This is a genomic window from Kitasatospora sp. NPDC057738 (assembly GCF_042798815.1).
Lineage (GTDB): Bacteria > Actinomycetota > Actinomycetes > Streptomycetales > Streptomycetaceae > Kitasatospora > Kitasatospora lactacystinica.
On record NZ_JBHVJT010000001.1, the window covers coordinates 242,045 to 261,250 of the forward strand.

A 19,206-nucleotide genomic window follows, 5' to 3' on the forward strand; every position below is an offset into this window, starting at 1 on the left:
CCCACCGCCGCACCGCCGCTCTCCCCCACCCCCACGGCCCCACCCCGGTGGCAGCCCCCGCTGCTCCGTGCGAGTGTGGCGGACAGTAATGGGGACCTTCACGGCAAAGGGATGAGCGATGGAACGACCTCGGATCCTGATCGTGGGCGGTGGCTTCGCCGGCCTGGAGTGCGCCCGCCGACTCGAACACAAGCTGTCACCGTCGGAGGCCGAGATCTCGCTGGTCACGCCGTTCAGCTACCAGCTCTACCTCCCCCTCCTCCCCCATGTCGCGGCCGGCGTCCTGACCCCGCAGTCCGTGGCCGTCTCCCTGCGCCGCTCGCTGCGCCGCACCCACATCGTCCCCGGCGGGGCCATCGGCGTGGACCCGGCCTCCAAGGTGTGCGTCGTCCGCAAGATCACCGACGAGGTGGTCGCGCAGAAGTACGACTACCTGGTGCTCTCCCCCGGCAGCGTCACCCGCACCTTCGACATCCCCGGCCTCACCGACTACGCCCGCGGCATGAAGACGCTCGCCGAGGCGGCCTACGTCCGCGACCACGTGATCGCCCAGCTCGACCTCGCCTCCGCCACCCTGGACCAGAAGGAGCGCGAGTCCCGGCTCCAGTTCGTGGTCGTCGGCGGCGGCTACGCGGGCACCGAGACGGCCGCCTGCCTCCAGCGCCTGACCACCGCCGCCGCCCACCGCTACCCGCGCCTGGACGCCCGGCAGATCAAGTGGCACCTGATCGACATCGCCCCGAAGCTGATGCCGGAGCTGGGCGATCCGCTCGGCGAGGCCGCCCTGGAGGTGCTGCGCGAGCGCGGCATCGAGGTGTCGCTGGGCGTCTCGGTGGCCGAGGTCGGCGCCGAGACCGTCAAGTTCACCGACGGCCGGGTGCTCCCCTGCCGCACCCTGATCTGGACCGCCGGCGTGGCCGCGAGCCCGCTGATCGGCACCCTGGACGCCGAGACGGTCCGCGGCCGGCTCGCCGTGACGGCGGAGATGCGGGTGCCGCAGTTCGAGGGCGTGTTCGCGATCGGCGACGCCGCCGCCGTCCCCGACCTCGCCAAGGGCGACGGCGCGGTCTGCCCGCCGACCGCCCAGCACTCCGCCCGCCAGGGCCGCGCGGTCGCGAACAACCTGATCGCCTCGCTCCACGGCCGCCCCCTGGAGCCGTACTACCACAAGGACTTGGGCCTGGTCGTCGACCTCGGCGGCAAGGACGCGGTCTCCAAGCCGCTCGGCGTGGAGCTGCGCGGGGTGCCCGCCCAGCTGGTGGCGCGCGGCTACCACCTGATGGCGATGCGGACCAACGCGGCCAAGTTCCGGGTGGGCGCCAACTGGCTGCTCAACGCGACCGCGGGCGACGACTTCGTCCGCACCGGCTTCCTCGCCCGCCAGCCCGCCCGCCTGCAGGACTTCGAGTACACCGACGCGTACTTGACGAAGGACCAGGTCCGCGCGCACGCCCAGTCGCTGCTCGCCAAGGGCTGAGCGACGGCCGTACGGCGCCCCCGCGGCCGAGGCTGCGGGGGCGCCGTGTCACGCGGTCGGCGCGCCGTCGGGCGCGCGGTCACCGAGCGGTGAGGTACATCCCGCCCGCGTCCTGCCCGGCCGTGTTGCGGCACGCGTAGTCACCGCTCGGACGCGCCCACAGCAGCGTCAGGCAGCGCCCGACCGCCTGCTGGCCGTAGTAGTTGGGGTGCATCGACTCCTGCAGCACGCCCTGCGTGGAGTTGAGCCCGCCGTCCAGGAAGCGCGCCCACTCGCTGGTGGTCGCGGACGGGCCGGTGCTCGCGGTCGGCTGCTTGGTGGCCGTCGAGCAGACCTCGCGGCCCTGCAGCATGTCCGACAGGTCCAGGAACTGCGCGCCCTTGGCAGCGGCGACGCCCGCCAGCGCCCGGGAGATCTGCGGCACCATGGAGTCGCGGGCCCAGTCGGCGTCCCCGTCCCAGAACGGGCAGCCGCCGGTGTTGGAGCGGGTCCAGCCGCTCTCCGGGTAGCGCATCTCGGCGCCGCGCGGGATCGGCGACGGGTAGGACTGCAGCACCAGGCGGTAGTCCGACTGCGCGTAGCCGGCGTCGGCCATCACCGCGCGGACCTCGTCGACCGCCTTGCCGACCCCGGCCATCGCGGCGGGCATCCTGTCGTCGATCTGGGACTGCGCGGAGTAGTGGCAGTAGGAGTACCAGACCAGGTAGTCCTTCACGCAGGTGGAGATGACGTCCGAGAAGCCCAGGTCGTTGCCGCCGATCGACAGGGTGATCAGCTTGACGTTGTTCTGCCGTGCCACGGTGGCGAGTTGGTCGGCCTGCGGGGCCTCGCCCTTGAGCGACTGGCCGCCGTTGGAGGCGCGGAAGACGTTCGCGCTGACGGCTCCGGAGCAGGCCAGGTCGATCTCGTTCTGGGCCCCGGTCGAGGCGCTGAGCACCTCGGAGACGTCCGAGCGGTCGCATCCGCTCGCGGCGGTGGCGCCGTAGACCCGCGAGGCGTCGTACGCGCTGCCGGTCCAGGCCCGGTCGGTGCCGTTGCGGCTGCCGCTGGTGCCGGCCGAGTTGCCCTTCCAGCGGCCGGCCTCGCCGGAGATGTAGCTGTCGCCGAGCGTGACGCTGGCGGTGGGCCCGGACGGCACGGCGGCCGGTGCGGCCGGTGCGGCGGAGGCCGGCGAGGCGACGGCCAGGCCCGCGACGACGAGCGGGAGCGCGAGGGCTGCGGCCAGCAGCCGCCGGCCGGGACGACGGGTACTGCGGCTGCTGCGGGTGTTGCGGGTCATGCTCGAACAGTTCTCGGGCACTGCGGAACTCCTGCGGCTCGATCCTCCCGAGGAATGGGGAACGGGAGGATGCCTGGGTGAGGGTGGGCCGCCGGCCGGTGGCGCGATGAAAGATGACATGCCCGCGCTCGCCACCGCTAGGCATCTGCGGGAGGTTTCCGCTTTTGTTACCGCCGGGTTCAGACCAGGCGGGCGGGCGACGACCGGATGCCGCCCGGGGTTCACACCCGCCACACCTGCCCCACCCGGCCCACGGCGCACCGGCCCACGGGCTCACACCAGCCGCGACCCGCCCCCGCCCGCCCCCAGCACCGCCGCCAGGTCCTCCGCCAGCTCCCGCGCCTGCGCCGCCTCCAGCCGCGCCGTGGTGAACCGCAGCCCGGGCGGCGACTGGATCCGGTACCGCGCGCCGGGCGCCGCGACCCAGCCGCGCTGCACCAGGGCCGCCAGCACCGAGGTCTCGTCCGGCACCGGCACCCAGACGTTCAGCCCGCTCCGCCCGTGCGCCGCGATCCCACGGGCCGCCAGCTCGCCCAGCAGCGCGTCGCGCCGGGCCCGGTACGCGGCGGCCACCCGGTCCGCCGGCGCGGCGTCGCCGCGCCACAGCTCCGCGACGGTGCGCTGCAGCAGGTGGCTGACCCAGCCGGCGCCCAGCCGCAGCCGGCCGGCCACCCGCCCGATCGTCTCCGCGTCGCCGACCGCCACCGAGACCCGCAGGTCCGGCCCGTACGCCTTGGCCGCCGAGCGCACCACCGCCCAGTTCCGGGTGCCGGGGCCGACCAGCGGGTGGTACGGCTGGTCGACCATGCCGTGCCCGTGATCGTCCTCGATCAGCAGCACCCCGGGGTGCTCGGCCAGTACGGCCTTCAGCGCCTCGGCCCGCCGCGCGGTGAGCGCCGCCCCGGTCGGGTTCTGCGCCCGGCTGGTGACCACCACGGCCCGGACGCCCTCGGCCAGCGCGGCGGCCAGCGCCTCCGGCAGCGGGCCCTCGTCGTCCAGCCGGACGGGCACCTGCTTCAGGCCCAGCGCGGGCAGCAGGTCGAGCAGGCTGCCCCAGCCCGGGTCCTCGACGGCCACCGCGTCGCCGGGGCGCAGCCGGGCCTCGAGGATCCGTTCGATGGTGTCCAGCGAGCCGGAGGCGACGGCGATCGGGCCGCCGGGCAGGCCGTCGGCCTCGAAGGAGGCGCGGGCGAGCGCGAGCAGCTGCGGGTCGACGTCGGCGTGCCCGTACAGCACCGGGTCGGTGCGCGCGGACTCGGCGGCGGCCGCGAGGGCCGGGGCGAGGTCGGGCAGCAGGGCCGGGTCGGGGTTGCCGGTGGACAGGTCGCGGGCGTGCGGCGGGACGGGGATGCGGATCTGGTCGCGCGGGGTGAGCGCGGGCCTGGGCAGGATGCGGCTGCCCTTGCGGCCGGCGGTCTCGATCACGCCGCGGTCGCGCAGCAGCCGGTAGGCGGCGGCGACGGTGTTGGGGTTGACCCCCAGTTCGGCGGCGAGGTCGCGCAGCGGGGGCAGGGCGGTTCCGGGGGCGAGTCGCCCGCTGCTCACGCCCTGCTCGATGTGGGCCGCGATTTCGCTGGCGCGTCGACCCTTCAGCGGATAGTCTCCTAGCACAAAGCAAATTATGCACTAGTACATAGAGGATGTCATGTCAGCCACCCCGGAAGGGTCGCCCAGCTACTCCCGCACCGCCAGGACCACCCCCACCCGCTACCGGGACCGGGCCACCTGGGAGCAGGAGGCGATCCACGCCATCCTCGACAGTGCCTACATCTGCCACCTCGGCTTCGTGGTCGACGGCGCCCCCGTGGTGCTGCCGACGATCTTCGCCCGGGTCGGCGGCCGGCTCTACGTCCACGGCTCCACCGGCAGCCGTCCGATGCGCAACGCCTCCGGCGAGCAGGGCATGCCGGTCTGCGTCACCGTCACCCAGGTCGACGCGCTGGTGCTGACCAAGTCCGCGTTCAACCACTCCGTGAACTTCCGCTCGGTGGTCGCCCACGGCACCGCGCACCAGGTCACCGACCCCGAGGAGCTGGACGTCGCGCTCGCCGCCCTGGTCGACCACGCGATACCGGGGCGCTCCGCCGAGGTCCGTCCGGCCAACGCCAAGGAGCTCGCCGCCACCGCCGTCCTCCGGCTGGAGCTGGACGAGGTCTCGGCCAAGACCCGCGAGGACGGCGCCGACGACGACCCGGAGGACGCCGACCTGCCGTACTGGTCCGGCCTGATCCCGGTCACCGCGGTGCACGGCACCCCCGAGCCGCACCCCGGCACCACCGTCCCGCTCCCCGCGCACCTGCGCGGCTACCCCCGCTGACGGGAGGCGCACCCGTGCTGATCAGATCCTGGGACCGCGGCGACGAGGCCGAGTGGCGGGCCTGGCTCGCCGAGGGCCGCGACTTCGGCCTGCTCGCCGCCAACGGCGGCCCCGGCGAGGGCCCGGTGCTGGTCCCGACCCACTTCCTGCTGGACGTCGAACACGGCGAGATCCTGCTCCACCTCGCCGCGCCCAACCCGCTGCTGGCCGCCGTCCGGGCCGACCCGAAGGTCACCCTCGCGGTCACCGACGGCTACGCCTTCGCGCCGGGCCACTGGCGCGGCGCACCGGGCACACCCACCAGCTACTACGCCTCCGTCCACTTCCACTGCACCGCCGAGGTGGTGGAGTCCGCGGCCGGCAAGGCGGAGATCCTCAACCGCCAGCTGGCGCACTTCCAGCCGGAGACGCCGGAGGTCCGGGTGGTGCCCGGCGAGGGCGAGTTGGCCCGGCAGCTGCCCGGGCTGCGCGCGCTCCGGCTGACCGTCGACGAGGTGCGGGCCAAGTTCAAGTACGACGACAAGAAGCCGGCCGAGGCACAGTACGCGATCGCCGACCGGCTCGCCGAGCGCGCCGACGGCCCGGGGCGCGGCCGGGACCAGTACGCCGCCGCCCGCGCCCAGTTGCTCCGCCGTCACCGGCGGCGCACCGACGGGCCGCGCACCGCACCGCAGGGCCCCGCCGGCCCCCCGGACAACGCCCCGCGCTCCGACCTCCCGCGCACCACCGGACGGCGCACCGACGGGCCGCACGCCACCGGCTGACCCCGGATCACCCGGTCGGCCGCCAACTCGGGCAGGTCGGCCGCCGCGCTGCTCGAATGTGAGACGAGCCCTGCCCACTCGGCGTCGGAGCGGGCCCGTCGACCCCCGGGAGCGCGCGTGTCCTCAGTCAACAGCCAACGGGCGGCCGGTGAGACCCACCTCGGCCACGTGGTGTTCATCTCGGCGGCCGCCGCCATGGGCGGCTTCCTGTTCGGCTACGACAGCGCGGTGATCAACGGTGCCGTGACGGGCATCCAGAAGCACTTCGCGGTGGGCCATGGCACCACCGCCTTCGTGGTGGCCATCGCCCTGCTCGGCTCGGCCGTGGGGGCGGTGCTCGCCGGCCGACTCGCCGACCACCTCGGCCGGGTCCGCACGATGCTGCTGGCCGCCGCGCTGTTCGCGGCCAGCGGCATCGGCTCGATGTTCCCGCCGAACATCGAGACCCTCGCCGCCTGGCGCGTGGTCGGCGGCATCGCGATCGGCATCGCCTCGGTGATCGCCCCCACCTACATCGCCGAGGTCGCCCCGACCGCCTACCGCGGCCGGCTCGCCTCCTTCCAGCAGATGGCGATCGTGCTCGGCATCACCGTCTCCCAGCTCGCCAACTGGGCGCTCAACCAGGCCGCCGGCGGCGAGTCCACCAACCACCTCGGCGGCATCCAGGCCTGGCAGTGGATGCTCGGTGTCGAGGCCATCCCGGCCCTGGTGTACGGGCTGATGGCGCTCGCCATCCCGGAGTCGCCGCGCTTCCTGATCGCCGACCACCGCGAGGAGCAGGCCCGCAAGGTGCTGGCGGAGGTCGAGGGCGAGGGCGTGGACCTGGACGCCCGGGTGGCGGAGATCCGCGCGGTGCTGGAGTCCGCCCACAAGCCCCGGCTCAAGGACCTGCTCGGCGGCCGCTTCGGCCTGCTGCCGATCGTCTGGGTCGGCATCGGCGCCTCGGTGTTCCAGCAGTTCGTCGGCATCAACGTGATCTTCTACTACTCGTCGTTCCTGTGGCAGTCGGTCGGCATCAACGAGTCCAACTCGCTGCTGATCAGCCTCTCCACCTCGATCATCAACGTGATCGGCACGGTGATCGCGATGGCCCTGGTGGACCGGATCGGCCGCAAGCCGCTCGCCCTGGCCGGCTCGATCGGCATGGCGGCCGCGCTGGGCACCGCCGCCTGGGCGTTCTCCTACCGGGAGGGCACCGGCAGCACCGCCACCCTGGACAACACCCACGCCACCGTCGCCCTGATCGCGGCGCACGTCTTCGTGCTCTGCTTCGCCTTCTCCTGGGGCGTGGTGGTCTGGGTCCTGCTCGGCGAGATGTTCCCCAACCGGATCCGCGCGCTGGCGCTGTCCGTCGCCGCCTCGGCGCAGTGGATCGCCAACTGGGCGATCACCGTCAGCTTCCCGGACCTCGCCGACTGGAACCTCTCGGCGACGTACGTCATCTACGCGGCCTTCGCCCTGCTCTCCGTCCCGTTCGTGGTCTTCTGCATCAAGGAGACCAAGGGCCGTGCCCTGGAGGAGATGGGCTGACCCGGCCCGCCCCGCCGAACACCCGCCGCACGCGGCCCGACCCACCGAGAGGAAGCCATGCCTGACGAGGGCGGCTCCCGGCAGAACGTCACCTTCCCGAGCAACGGCCGCACCGCGCACGGCTACCTGGCCCGCCCGCCTCAGGGGGTCGGGCCGGGCCTGGTGGTGGTGCAGGAATGGTGGGGGCTCACCTCGCACATCGCCGACATGGCCGACCGCTTCGCCGCCGAGGGGTTCACCGTCCTGGCCCCCGACCTGTTCGGCGGCGCCACCACCCACGACGGCGCCGAGGCCGCCCGGTTCAAGCGCGAGCTCCCGGTCGACCGGGCGGTGGAGGACCTGGCCGGGGCCGTCGACCACCTGCTCGCCCTGGACGGCGTGGTCGGCGACGCGGTCGGCGTGGTCGGCTTCTGCATGGGCGGCGGCTTCGCCCTGCTACTGGCCGCCCGGGCCGGCGACAAGGTGGCCGCCGTGGTCCCGTTCTACGGCCTGCCGCCCGATCCGGACTTCGACTACCGCGGACTGACCGCCCATGTGCTCGGCCACTTCGGCGAGTTGGACGGCTCGATCCCGATGGCCGCCGTGGACGAGGCGGCGATCCGGATCGGCGAGGCCACCGACGTCCGCCCGGAGATCCACTTCTACCCGGCCGGGCACGCCTTCATGAACGACGAGAACCTGATCGGCACCCACGACCCGCTCCAGGCCCGGATCGCCTGGCGCCGGACCCTCACCTTCCTCTGGGGCCACCTCGGCTGAGGGGGCGCCTCGGCCGATCGGGCCGTCTCGGCCGAAACCCCACGCTCCGGGCCTCCGGGCGGGTAAACCGGATGGACACCCGTACGGCCCCACGGCATAGTCTCCGGGTGCCGACCCCACTCCCGTCCCCGCGCCGCTTCGCCTGGGCGAGCCGCAACTTCCGCATCCAGACCGCCGCCACCGTGATCAGCGGCCTCGGCAACGCCGGCGCCCCCATCGCCACCGCCTTCGCCGTGCTCGGCACCGGCGGCACCACCACCGAGGTCGGCTACGTCACCGCCGCCCGGCTGGTGCCCACCGTGCTGCTCATGGTGGTCGGCGGCACCCTCGCCGACCGGCTGCCGCGCCACCTGATCATGGTCGCCGCCAATGTGTTCAGCGGGGTCTCCCAGGCCGTCCTGGCCGCCCTGGTGCTGACCGGGGAGGTCCGGCTCTGGCAGATGCTGGCGCTCTCCGCGGCCGGCGGGGCCGGCTACGCCCTCTACTCCCCCGCCTCCGGCGGCATGATCATGCAGGCCGTCCCGCAGGAGCACGCCGCCCGCGCCTTCGCGGTCTTCCGGATGGGCCTCAACGCCTCCCAGATCGGCGGCGCCGCCCTCGGCGGCGCCCTCACCGCCGCCGTCGGCCCCGGCTGGGTGCTCGCCCTGGACGCGCTGTGCTTCCTGGCCGCCGCCGCCCTCCGCTTCTTCCTGGAGCCGGAGCAGGGCCCCGCGTCCACCGGCACCAGCATGCTGCGCGATCTGCGCGAGGGCTGGCGGGAGTTCGCCTCCCGCCGCTGGCTCTGGGTGATCGTGCTCCAGTTCTCCGTGCTGGTCGCCTGCATCAACGCGGTGGAGTCGGTGTACGGGCCGACCGCCGCCAAGGAGCGGCTCGGCGGCGCGGGCGCCTGGGGCCTGGCGATGTCCGCCTACGGCGTCGGCCTGGTGGCCGCCGGCGTGTTGATGACCCGCTGGCGGCCCCGCCGGATCCTGCTGGTCGGCAACTGGGGGGTCTTCCTGTTCGGCGTGCCCGCCGTGGCCCTCGCCGCCGAGGTGCCGCTGCCGCTGCTGGTCGTCGCGATGTTCCTGTCCGGCGCCGGCGTCACCGTCTTCAGCGTCAACTGGATGGTCGCGCTCCAGCAGGAGATACCCGAGGAGATGTTCTCCCGGGTGTCCGCGTACGACGAGCTCGGCTCCTACTCGCTGGCCCCGGTCGGCACGGCGCTGGCCGGCCCCGCGGCCGTGGCGCTCGGCCTGTCCGGCGCGCTCTGGGCGTGCGCCGTCGCCTGTCTGGTGCTCAGCGCGGTCGTCCTGCTCGACCCGCAGGTCCGCCGGCTGAGCCGTCGGAGCACGTCGGACGCACCGGTGCCCGTCGGCGAGCCCGCGCCCACCCCGTGAGCGCCCCGTGCGCCCCGCGTGCGCCCGCCCGCGGGCAACCGGAGGTGTGCGAGGGTCGTCCGAACAGGCAGGAAACACCACCGCATCCGAGGGGCCACCGGTGCCGAAGCCACTGCTGTTCCTGGACGTCGACGGCGTCCTGAACCCGGTCTGCCCGCACCCGGACGCCGGGTTCGACGCCCACACCCTGTTCGGCTACACCGTCCTGCTGTCCGCCCGGCACGGCGCGTGGCTGCGCGAGCTCGCCGGAACGTACGACCTGGTCTGGGCCACCACCTGGGAGGAGCACGCCAACACCCACATCGCCCCCGCGATCGGCCTGGACCCGCTCCCCGTGGTCACCTTCACCGGCTACGTCCCGCAGCCCGGCGACCCGCGCGTCCCGCTGATGGAGCTGTTCTCCGCCGCCAAGTGGGCCCCGCTGCTGCGCTACGCCGACGGCCGGCCGTTCGCCTGGGTGGACGACGTCATCCCGCCGCGGCTGGTCCGCCGCTCCCAGTGGCGCCGGGACCGCCTGCTGCTGCCCGTCGACCCCGGCCAGGGCCTGGAACGCCGGCACGTCGACCGGCTGCTCGCCCGTCCGCCGCGCGGCCAGGCGCTCTCGCTCAAGGGGTCGGAAGCCAGCTGACGTGCCCGGCCAGCAGGGCGTACCCGACGAAGGCCACGGTGTCGATCAGCGCGTGCGCCGCCACCAGCGGCATCACCCGCCCCCAGCGCCGGTACAGCAGGCAGAACACCACGCCCATCACCATGTTGCCGATCAGCCCGCCGACCCCCTGGTACAGGTGGTACGAGCCGCGCAGCACCGAACTCGCCACCACCGCGGCGGGCCACGACCACCCCAACTGCCCCACCCGGCGCAGCAGGTAGCCGAGGACGACGACCTCCTCCAGGATGGCGTTCTGCCAGGCCGACAGCACCAGCACCGGTACCCGCCACCACACGTCCGGCAGCCCGGACGGCGCCACCGTGAGGTTGTACCCGGCCGCCTGCGAGGCCAGGTAGAGCGCCAGCCCCGACCCGCCGATCGCGGCCGCGACGGCGGCGCCCCGCCCCAGGTCGCGCAGCTTCTGCCCGAGGTCGAAGCCCAGCACCCGCAGCGTGACGCCCTCGCGCACCAGCAGGTAGCCGACCAGCACCACCGGCATCAGCCCGCGCCCGATGTAGTACAGCTGCCAGACCAGGTCCAGCCAGGGCCGCCCGGGCGCCCGCGAGCCGTTCAGCGTGGCGACCTGCTGGCCGAGCTTGAGCGGTTCGGTGAGCGAGCCGGTGAAGCTGATCAGCGCGCTGATCCCGCTGGCCCCGAGGGAGAGGCCGAGGACGATCAGCAGTTCCGCGCCGAACAGCCGACGGGTGGGCTTCGCGGTCTCCGGCGCGGTCGGGACGGTGGTCACGGGGGCTCCAGCGGAGGGGCGGTCGCTCCGGCCGTCGGCCGACCGCCGGAGCGATCATCCTGACACAACCGCCGGGACGCCCCGGCGGGGAGGCGGGTTCCGGGGGTCAGCCCACCGGCCAGGTGTGCACCGGCTCCCCGCCGCGCATGTGTTCGGCGTAGCGCCTGGTCATCGCCGCGAGCGCGGCCGGCCGGTCCATGCCGTACTGCTCGCGCAGCCGGTGGAAGGTCGCGACCTGCCAGGACGCGCCGTTGGCGCGGCGCAGGCAGCGCTGCTCGATGATGCCCAGGTAGCGGTCCCGGTCGGCGGGCTCCACGCCCCACTCGTCGAGGCCCTGGTGGGCCATCGGCAGCAGCTCGTTCAGCACCAGGTCGACGGCGGACACGGTCTGCAGCCCGCCGCCGCGCCCGGCCCGCCCGGAGCGCGGCCACTGGAACACCGCGTCGATGCCGTACCGGGCGCCCTGCTGGAAGTTCTCGTCCGCCCGTTCGAACGGGAGCCGGGTCCAGATCGGCCGGGGCTGCTCGGCGAGCACCCGCACCAGCCCGTAGTAGAAGGCGGCGTTGGCCAGGGTGTCGGCCACCGTGGGCCCGGCCGGCAGGGCCCGGTTCTCCACCCGCAGGTGCGCCACCCCGCCCGCGATGTCGTACACCGGGCGGTTCCAGCGGTAGATGGTGCCGTTGTGCAGCCGCATCTCGGCGAGCCTGGGCGCGCCGCCGGAGGCCAGCACCTTCAGCGGGTCCTCGTCGTCGCAGATCGGCAGCAGCGCGGGGAAGTACCGCAGGTTCTCCTCGAACAGGTCGTACGCCGAGTCCACCCAGCGCTCGCCGAACCAGGTGATGGGGCGCACGCCCTGCGCCTTGAGCTCCGCCGTCCGGGTGTCACAGGCCTGTTGGAAGAGCACCGGACGGGTCTCCCGCCACAGCTCCCGACCGAACAGGAACGGCGAGTTGGCGCCGAGCGCGAGCTGCGGCCCGCAGATCGCCTGGGCCGCGTTCCACACCGAGGAGAACCGCTCCGGGGTCACCTGGAGGTGCAGCTGGAGCGAGGTGGCGGCGGCCTCGGCCACCATGGTGATCGACTCCAGCTGGAGGCGCTCGACCCCCTCGATGTCCAGGGCGATGTCCTCGCCGCGGGCGGCCAGGATCTGGTCGCTGAGCAGGCTGTACCGCTGGTTGTGGCTCATCGCGTCGAGCCCGGTGTGGGCGTGCTCCAGGGTCGGCAGGATGCCCACCATGACGATCCGGGCGCCCGCCTCGGCCGCCCGCCGGTCGGCGTAGCGCAGCCCGGTGTCGATCTCCTCGCGCAGCTCCTCGAAGACGTGCCCGCAGAGCCGGTGCGGCGTGATGTTGACCTCGATGTTGAAGCGGCCCAGTTCGGTCTGGAAGTCGCTGGAGCCGATCGCGCTCAGCACCTGCGCGTTGTTCATGGCCGGCAGGCCCTGCTCGTCGGCCAGGTTGAGCTCGATCTCCAGGCCCATCACCGCCCGCGGCCGGTCGAAGCGGTCCTCGCGGAGCATCCGTCCGAGCGCTTCGAGACACGCGTGGAGCTTGCGCCGGTACAGCTGTCGGTCCGCCAGTTCCGCGCGAGTCGCCACGACCTTCTCGCCCACGGTCCCCTCCTCCAGAGTCACCCGTCGAGCACCCGGTCGACCGACCGTGCAAGCATCATGCCCACCTCGAAGATCGATACCCGAATGCGCGTACTGGCTTGCATTGCAAGGCATCTGACGGAAAATCAGACGAACTGTAGACTTGCCCGGCGCCACAGCCTGTGATAAACAGATCACCCTGTGCATCTGTTCGAATTGGTACAGCGCTCCGGCCGGTCCGCCTCGCCCCGAAGGCCCTCGTCGACGGCGGCGACCGCGCCGGCACCGCGATCCTGCACAACCGGACACGACCGGGCCCCCGTCACCGAAGACGCGTCGCCCGCCACGCCGGTATGCCGCACTCGCACGCCGATCTCGCTTGGAGAGGCGGACCCCGCCATGACTCTGCAAACCCCCCAGCCCCCGCCGAGCGCACTGCGCGCCGTCCTGGGCGCGCTCGACTCGGAGACCGCACTGCGCCAGCCCGCCGCCGCAGCACTGCGTCATCCGACCGGCCCGCTGCTCCCCGCCCACCCCCTCGCGGTGCACGTCCTGACCGGCGGGCGCCCGGAGCTCCCGGCCGCCCGCCGCACCGGCTGGCGCTTCCTGATCAAGGACGGCGCCGAGGTGGCCGCCGCCGCCGAGGTGGTGCAGAGCGCCGAGGGCCACACCTTCTCCCACTTCACCGCGGGCCCCTACCTCGACTCGACGGTCCGGGCGCTGCGCGAGGCCTGGCAGCTCGCCCAGACCTCCCGGACCCGCCAACAGCCCCGGCTGCTGACGTTCCCCGGCCAGTACGCCACGGCGCTGTGGCTGCACGGCCCCGACGGCGACCCGGCCGCCGACCTGCTGATCCCGCTGGCCCCGGCCCCGCTCGGCGTCACTGCGCACCGCGCCTGCCCGGCCGCCGAACTGCTGCCGCTGCTCGCCCGCGCCCCGCTCGCCAGGCCGCTGCTGCTCGGCTCCTCCTGACCCACCGACGCCCCCTCGGGCCGCCGGGCCCAACCGCCCGGCGGCCCGGGGCCATAACCTGGCGCCCGCAAGGAGTCCCGCGGTTCCCCGGCCCTGCCGCCCGCTCGGCATGACCCACCGTCAGATCATCGGCATCGGCGGCGCGCCCACCCTCCTCCCCCCCCCCCCCCCCACCCTCCCCCCGAGGCCGTACCCGCGCGCCCGCACGGCGCCCCGCGGTCCCCCGGCCCTGCCGGCGCACCCGCCCCCGCGGCTCCTCACCCGAACGGCGACCACCCGTCCGGGCCATCCGGCATGGCCTCATCGGGCCATGCCCCGACTGACCCACTGGTGCGCCTTTTCCCGTCGGCCCCACCTGAACGGGTGATCTCTACCCGGGAGTTGTGGCGCATGTCACGAAATCCCTGCGCGCGGGTCCCGGGATGCCGACACTGGGAACCAGCGTGGAAGGACCCCCTGTCCTACCCACTTGAACGCCGGTCCACACTTGGCCGGCGTGCGGACAGGATCCGACCACCGCGGCGGTTCCGGACGGCACGGCCTCCGGCGACCGCACCACGGGGAGGATCGCAGAGCGAAGCGAGGGTACGCGTATGTGCCAGCACCGTCCTGAGTGCCCATCGGCCGAGTCCGAGGACCGCGAGGCGGCCGCGTCGGTGGCCCGCCATCCGGAGCAGGGCTGGAGCCTGCTCTGCAACGGCGTCGTCCTGTTCGAGGACACCGGAGAGCTGCTGCCCGACGGCCGGGTGATCGCCCCGCGCCGCCCCGTCGCCCACGCGGCCTGACCACCCGTCCGGCCGTACGGCGGGGGCAGCCGCCGACTCGACAGCACCACGGGCAGGGCCCCGGCGGAAACTCCGCCGGGGCCCTGTCGTGCGGGTCGGACCTCCGAGGGCCCGGTCCGGTCAGACGCCGTACTCGTCCAGCGGCGGGCAGGAGCAGACCAGGTTGCGGTCGCCGTACGCGCCGTCGATCCGGCTCACCGGCGGCCAGTACTTGTCCGCCGGGTTCACGCCCGCCGGGAAGACCGCCTCCTGCCGCGAGTAGCCGTGCGCCCAGTCGCCGGCCAGCGTGGCGGCGGTGTGCGGGGCGTTGCGCAGCGGGTTGTCGTCGGCCGCCCACTCGCCCGAGCCGACCTTGTCGATCTCGGCCCGGATGGTGATCATCGCGTCGCAGAACCGGTCGATCTCGTACAGGTCCTCGGACTCGGTCGGCTCGATCATCAGCGTGCCGGCCACCGGGAAGGACATCGTCGGCGCGTGGAAGCCGTAGTCGATCAGGCGCTTGGCGATGTCGTCCACCGTCACGCCCGTCTCCTTGGTCAGCGGGCGCAGGTCGATGATGCACTCGTGCGCGACCAGCCCGCCCGGGCCGGTGTAGAGCACCGGGAAGTGCGGCGCCAGGCGCTTGGCGATGTAGTTGGCGTTCAGCACCGCGACCTGGGTCGCGCGCTTGAGGCCCTCGCCGCCCATCAGCCGGACGTACGCCCAGGAGATCGGCAGGATGGCCGCCGAGCCCCACGGCGCGGCCGAGATCGGGCCCACACCGGTGGCCGGGCCGGCCTCCGCCTGCAGCGGGTGGTTCGGCAGGTACGGCGCCAGGTGGGCGCGCACCGCGACCGGGCCGACGCCCGGGCCGCCGCCGCCGTGCGGGATGCAGAAGGTCTTGTGCAGGTTCAGGTGGGAGACGTCCGCGCCGAACTTGCCCGGCTTGGCGAGGCCGACCAGGGCGTTCAGGTTGGCGCCGTCCACGTACACCTGGCCGCCGGCCTCGTGCACCAGGGCGCAGATGTCGGTGATCTGGGTCTCGTACACGCCGTGGGTCGACGGGTAGGTGACCATCAGCACCGACAGGTTGTCGCGGTGCTGCTCGATCTTGGCCTTCAGGTCCTCGACGTCCACGTCGCCGTCGACCAGGGTCTTCACCACGACCACCCGCATGCCGGCCATCACGGCGGAGGCCGCGTTGGTGCCGTGCGCGGAGGACGGGATCAGGCAGACGTCGCGCTGGGTGTCACCGTTGGCGTGGTGGTAGGCGCGGACGGCCAGCAGGCCGGCCAGCTCGCCCTGCGAGCCGGCGTTCGGCTGGATCGAGACGGCGTCGTAGCCGGTCACCTCGACCAGCTGCTGCTCCAGCTGGCGGATCAGGGTGAGGTAGCCCTGGGCCTGGTCGATCGGCGCGAAGGGGTGCAGCTGGCCGAACTCCGGCCAGGTCACCGCCTCCATCTCGGTGGTCGCGTTGAGCTTCATGGTGCAGGAGCCCAGCGGGATCATGCCGCGGTCCAGCGCGTAGTCCCGGTCCGACAGGCGGCGCAGGTAGCGCAGCATGGCGGTCTCCGAGCGGTGGCTGTGGAAGACCGGGTGGGTCAGGTACTCGTCCTCGCGCAGCAGCGCGGCGGGCAGCGCGTCGGCGGTCTCGGGGACCTCGACCGGCTCGACGCCGAACGCGGCCCAGACGCCGGCCAGGTGCTCGCGGGTGGTGGTCTCGTCGGTGGAGACGGAGATCCGGTCCGCGCCGTCCTGGAACAGGTTGATGCCGTTGGCGCGGGCGGCGGCGGCGATCTCGGCGGCGCGGCCCGGGACGACGGCGGTGACGGTGTCGAAGAACTCGCCGTGCAGCAGCTCGACGCCGCCGGCCCGCAGGCCCTCGGCGAGCGCGGCGGCGTAGCGGTGGGTGCGGCGGGCGATGTCGGCCAGGCCGTCCGGGCCGTGGTAGACGGCGTACATCGAGGCCATCACGGCGAGCAGCACCTGGGCGGTGCAGATGTTGCTGGTGGCCTTCTCGCGGCGGATGTGCTGCTCGCGGGTCTGCAGCGCCAGGCGGTAGGCGCGGTTGCCGTCGACGTCGACGGAGACGCCGACCAGGCGGCCGGGCAGCGAGCGGGCGTACTCGGCGCGCACCGACAGGTAGCCGGCGTGCGGGCCGCCGAAGCCCATCGGCACGCCGAAGCGCTGCGAGGTGCCGCAGGCGATGTCGGCGCCCAGCGAGCCCGGGGACTTGAGCAGGGTCAGCGCGAGCAGGTCGGCGGCGACGGCGACGATCGCGCCCAGGCCGTGCGCCTGCTCGATCACCGGGGTGAGGTCGCGGACCACGCCGGTGGCACCCGGGTACTGGAGCAGCACGCCGAAGACGCCGCGCTCGGCGATCTCGGCCGGGATGCCCTCGGACAGGTCGGCGACGACGACCTCGACGCCGGTCGGCACGGCGCGGGTGTTGATCACCGCGACGGTCTGCGGCAGGGTCTCGGCGTCGACCAGGAAGACGCCGCCCTTGACCTTGGTAACGCGGCGGGCCAGCGCCATCGCCTCGGCGGCCGCGGTGCCCTCGTCCAGCAGGGAGGAGCCGGAGGTCGGCAGGCCGGTCAGGTCGGAGACCAGGGTCTGGAAGTTCAGCAGCGCCTCCAGGCGCCCCTGCGAGATCTCCGGCTGGTACGGGGTGTAGGCGGTGTACCAGGCCGGGTTCTCCATGACGTTGCGCAGGATCACCGGCGGGGTGAAGGTGCCGTAGTAGCCCAGGCCGATCATCGGCTGGAGCACCTGGTTGCGGCCGGCCAGCTCGCGCAGTTCGGCGAGGACCTGGGCCTCGGACCGGCCCGCGGGCAGGTCCAGGGCGGTGATGGAGCGGATCGCCTCGGGCACCGCGGTCCCGGCGAGCTCGTCCAGCGAGCCGTAGCCGACGGACGCCAGCATCTTCTCCTGCGCGGCGGCGTCGGGGCCGATGTGGCGGTTCTCGAAGGGGCTGGCCAGCTCAAGCTCGGTGAGGGTCGAGGCGCCGGTGGGGCGTCCCGCGTTCGGCTGGGCGTTCATGGTGGTCGAGGCCTCCTGGTCACGGACCGGCGGGGGTACGCACGCCGGCCGGCTCCACCGCTGCGGGCAGCGGACGAGCCTGGGCGCGCGGACCCAACAGGCCTCCCCCTCTGTCATCGGGACCTGAGAGCTTCACCCGCACGGAGCGCTGTGGGCGCTCCGCCGGCTTGCACCGTCGGTGAGGGTGGTGATCGCCGGCTTCCGTGCCGACGCTCCTGCCCTGCTTTCCAGAGTGACCTACCCCACACGGTACGGATGCCTGAGAGATTCCGGGGAGGAGTTGCTCCTTCGGCGCTCCGACCAGCGGTTTTCGTGATCGGAGACTCTCCCGAGCGGGCTCTGCGGTCGCCGCCCAGGGTACCAGCGGGAGGCCCCCCGATCACGGGTGTGTCTGGTCACTGGAGGTCTACGCGCGTCCCCCGGACGGTCCAGTGCCAACCCCGTACGGCGCACCCGGGGTCGCGCTCGTCCGATTCATGGCTTTTGGTGTGAAGTGGCGGACGGAATCGGGTGCTCCGGCCGCCTTCCTGCGGGAGTTCCGCAGGTTCAGCGCGCGGGAGGAAAGAAGTGCAGACGGACATCGACCCCCGGGACCTCATCGGCCACAAAGCCGTCGACCGCAACGGAGACAAGATCGGCACGGTCGACGAGGTCTACCTGGACGACGCCACCGGCCGGCCCGAGTGGGCCGCGGTCCGGACCGGCATCTTCGGCCGGGACGCCTTCGTCCCCCTGACCACGAGCGAGTTCGCCGGCGACGAGCTCCGGGTGCCGTACGACAAGTCGCTGGTGAAGGAGTCGCCGGACTTCGGCGTCGGCCAGCACCTGTCCCCCGCCCAGGAGCTCCAGCTCTACCGCTACTACGGGCTCGACACCCCGATGGACAGCCGCCCGAACGGCGAGAACGGGAGCCGGCCCAGGCAGCCCGACCTCGACTTCGGCACCACGGCGGCGGCGGCCGCCACGACGACCGCGGCGGCCCCGGCCAAGTCGCTCACCTTCCACACCCCCGAGCGGCCACCCGAGCGGTCGTCCGAGCACTCCCCCGAGTCCGCACCGACCAGGCCCCCCGTTGCCGCCGCGCCCGTTGCCGCCGACACCACCAGGACCGCCCCGGAGGCCGAGCTGCGGAGCCTCAGCACCCCCGCGGCCCCCACCGCCTCCCCGCCGGCCGAGCCCGGCTTCGCCGCACCCGCCGCCAGCACCGCCTCCGCCGCCCCCGTCGTGGAGCCGAAGCCGCAGCCGCAGCCCGCCGCCACGCCCGTCCCCACGCTCGCCCCGGCGGCCGCCACCGCCGCGGCCGCGAACGTCACCGCCGCCGCGAACGCCGACGCCTCCTCGTCCGCCCCCAGCAGCCCGGTCGAGATCACCTGCCGCGAGGAGCGGCTGGAGATCACCACCGAGTGGCACACCCTCGGTACCGCGAAGCTGCGCAAGTACGTGACGACCGAACAGGTGGAGCGCCGCATCCCGGTGGTCCGCGAGCGCGTCCGGGTCGAGCGGACGCCGATCAGCGACGCCGAGCGCGCCACGCTCACCGAGAAGGAGATCTCCGAGGCCGTCGAGGAGGTGACCCTCCGCGAGGAACGCGCGGTGGTGCGCAAGTACCTCGCCCCCGTCGAGCGGGTCCGCCTGATCGTCGAGCGGTACACGACCGAGGAGGTGGTCCGGGAGGAACTCCGCCGCGAGAACGTCGAGGTCCACGACGCCACCGCCACCCGGCCCACCGCCTCGGCCACCCCCGCCCATTCCGCCGCCCCGCCCTCCGGCGCGTCCCCCGACGCGGCCCGTGACATGGCCCACGAGGCGCCCCGCCCGGCCGGCCTGCGGCCGCTCGTCTGACCGCGGGGGCAACGCCCCGCGACCAGGGCTCCGGACACCGTCCGGGGCCCTGGTCGCGCTCCCCGCCCGGGGGCCCAACCCCCTTTTTGCCTGCCCCAC

At 73.7% G+C, this 19,206-nt stretch carries 14 protein-coding genes, 2 pseudogenes and 1 riboswitch; of the genes and pseudogenes, 11 read left to right on the forward strand and 5 right to left on the reverse strand.

Annotated elements, in window-relative coordinates:
* Window positions 1-118 precede the first annotated feature (118 nt).
* Window positions 119-1,477 carry an NAD(P)/FAD-dependent oxidoreductase gene (locus ACFVGO_RS01030; RefSeq protein WP_359907826.1) on the forward strand — a complete coding sequence of 453 codons (1,359 nt, stop codon included), beginning with the start codon at window positions 119-121 and terminating at the stop codon, window positions 1,475-1,477.
* Window positions 1,478-1,556: 79 nt separating this feature from the next.
* Here ACFVGO_RS01030 and ACFVGO_RS01035 read toward each other — a convergent pair whose 3' ends face one another.
* Both ACFVGO_RS01035 and ACFVGO_RS01040 read right to left on the reverse strand, forming a co-directional pair.
* The gene (locus tag ACFVGO_RS01035) at window positions 1,557-2,756 is read right to left on the reverse strand and encodes a GDSL-type esterase/lipase family protein (protein ID WP_380630497.1); all 1,200 of its coding nucleotides are present in this window, start codon (window positions 2,754-2,756) and stop codon (window positions 1,557-1,559) included.
* Between the two features lie 273 nt (window positions 2,757-3,029).
* Window positions 3,030-4,367 (reverse strand): aminotransferase class I/II-fold pyridoxal phosphate-dependent enzyme, encoded by a 1,338-nt coding sequence (locus ACFVGO_RS01040; RefSeq protein ID WP_359907831.1) that lies wholly within the window; start codon window positions 4,365-4,367, stop codon window positions 3,030-3,032.
* A gap of 34 nt (window positions 4,368-4,401) precedes the next feature.
* Here ACFVGO_RS01040 and ACFVGO_RS01045 point away from each other — a divergent pair, with 34 nt between their 5' ends.
* The 6 genes from ACFVGO_RS01045 to ACFVGO_RS01070 all read left to right on the forward strand — a co-directional run bounded on the left by ACFVGO_RS01045 (window position 4,402) and on the right by ACFVGO_RS01070 (window position 10,130).
* Window positions 4,402-5,073 carry a pyridoxamine 5'-phosphate oxidase family protein gene (locus ACFVGO_RS01045; protein ID WP_380551428.1) on the forward strand — a complete coding sequence of 224 codons (672 nt, stop codon included), beginning with the start codon at window positions 4,402-4,404 and terminating at the stop codon, window positions 5,071-5,073.
* Window positions 5,074-5,087: 14 nt separating this feature from the next.
* A complete protein-coding gene (locus ACFVGO_RS01050) occupies window positions 5,088-5,837 on the forward strand; it encodes an FMN-binding negative transcriptional regulator (RefSeq protein WP_359907836.1) in 750 nt (249 codons plus the stop codon).
* A gap of 117 nt (window positions 5,838-5,954) precedes the next feature.
* The gene (locus ACFVGO_RS01055; RefSeq protein ID WP_380630500.1) at window positions 5,955-7,367 is read left to right on the forward strand and encodes a sugar porter family MFS transporter; all 1,413 of its coding nucleotides are present in this window, start codon (window positions 5,955-5,957) and stop codon (window positions 7,365-7,367) included.
* 57 nt (window positions 7,368-7,424) lie between these two features.
* Entirely contained in the window at window positions 7,425-8,126 is a 702-nt protein-coding gene (locus ACFVGO_RS01060) for an alpha/beta fold hydrolase (protein ID WP_359907842.1), read from the forward strand.
* Window positions 8,127-8,233: 107 nt separating this feature from the next.
* On the forward strand, window positions 8,234-9,502 hold the full coding sequence (locus ACFVGO_RS01065; protein ID WP_359907845.1) for an MFS transporter: 1,269 nt from the start codon (window positions 8,234-8,236) through the stop codon (window positions 9,500-9,502).
* 100 nt (window positions 9,503-9,602) lie between these two features.
* The gene (locus ACFVGO_RS01070) at window positions 9,603-10,130 is read left to right on the forward strand and encodes an HAD domain-containing protein (RefSeq protein ID WP_359907848.1); all 528 of its coding nucleotides are present in this window, start codon (window positions 9,603-9,605) and stop codon (window positions 10,128-10,130) included.
* Here the strand turns inward: ACFVGO_RS01070 and ACFVGO_RS01075 are convergent.
* Both ACFVGO_RS01075 and ACFVGO_RS01080 read right to left on the reverse strand, forming a co-directional pair.
* Window positions 10,108-10,896, reverse strand: a complete 789-nt coding sequence (locus ACFVGO_RS01075; protein WP_380352367.1) for a CPBP family intramembrane glutamic endopeptidase — start codon at window positions 10,894-10,896, stop codon at window positions 10,108-10,110. The genes ACFVGO_RS01070 and ACFVGO_RS01075 overlap by 23 nt on opposite strands.
* A gap of 106 nt (window positions 10,897-11,002) precedes the next feature.
* Window positions 11,003-12,508 carry a glutamate--cysteine ligase gene (locus ACFVGO_RS01080; protein ID WP_359907854.1) on the reverse strand — a complete coding sequence of 502 codons (1,506 nt, stop codon included), beginning with the start codon at window positions 12,506-12,508 and terminating at the stop codon, window positions 11,003-11,005.
* Window positions 12,509-12,886: 378 nt separating this feature from the next.
* Here ACFVGO_RS01080 and ACFVGO_RS01085 point away from each other — a divergent pair, with 378 nt between their 5' ends.
* Together ACFVGO_RS01085 and ACFVGO_RS01090 are read left to right on the forward strand one after the other, a co-directional pair.
* Entirely contained in the window at window positions 12,887-13,459 is a 573-nt protein-coding gene (locus tag ACFVGO_RS01085) for a hypothetical protein (protein ID WP_359907856.1), read from the forward strand.
* A 593-nt stretch (window positions 13,460-14,052) separates the two neighbouring features.
* Window positions 14,053-14,244, forward strand: coding sequence for a DUF5999 family protein (locus ACFVGO_RS01090; RefSeq protein ID WP_188300053.1), 192 nt, complete (start codon window positions 14,053-14,055; stop codon window positions 14,242-14,244).
* Window positions 14,245-14,364: 120 nt separating this feature from the next.
* Here ACFVGO_RS01090 and gcvP read toward each other — a convergent pair whose 3' ends face one another.
* Window positions 14,365-17,265: an aminomethyl-transferring glycine dehydrogenase gene (gcvP, locus tag ACFVGO_RS01095; RefSeq protein WP_380352369.1), complete on the reverse strand. Its 2,901-nt coding sequence runs from the start codon at window positions 17,263-17,265 to the stop codon at window positions 14,365-14,367.
* Window positions 17,266-17,502: 237 nt separating this feature from the next.
* Window positions 17,503-17,606: riboswitch (glycine riboswitch) on the reverse strand.
* A 226-nt stretch (window positions 17,607-17,832) separates the two neighbouring features.
* Here gcvP and ACFVGO_RS01100 point away from each other — a divergent pair.
* Both ACFVGO_RS01100 and ACFVGO_RS01105 read left to right on the forward strand, forming a co-directional pair.
* Window positions 17,833-18,216 (forward strand): annotated as a pseudogene (locus ACFVGO_RS01100) (PRC-barrel domain-containing protein); the annotation flags it as partial.
* A gap of 426 nt (window positions 18,217-18,642) precedes the next feature.
* Window positions 18,643-19,107: pseudogene (locus ACFVGO_RS01105) on the forward strand (YsnF/AvaK domain-containing protein); the annotation flags it as partial.
* Between the last annotated feature and the right edge of the window lie 99 nt (window positions 19,108-19,206).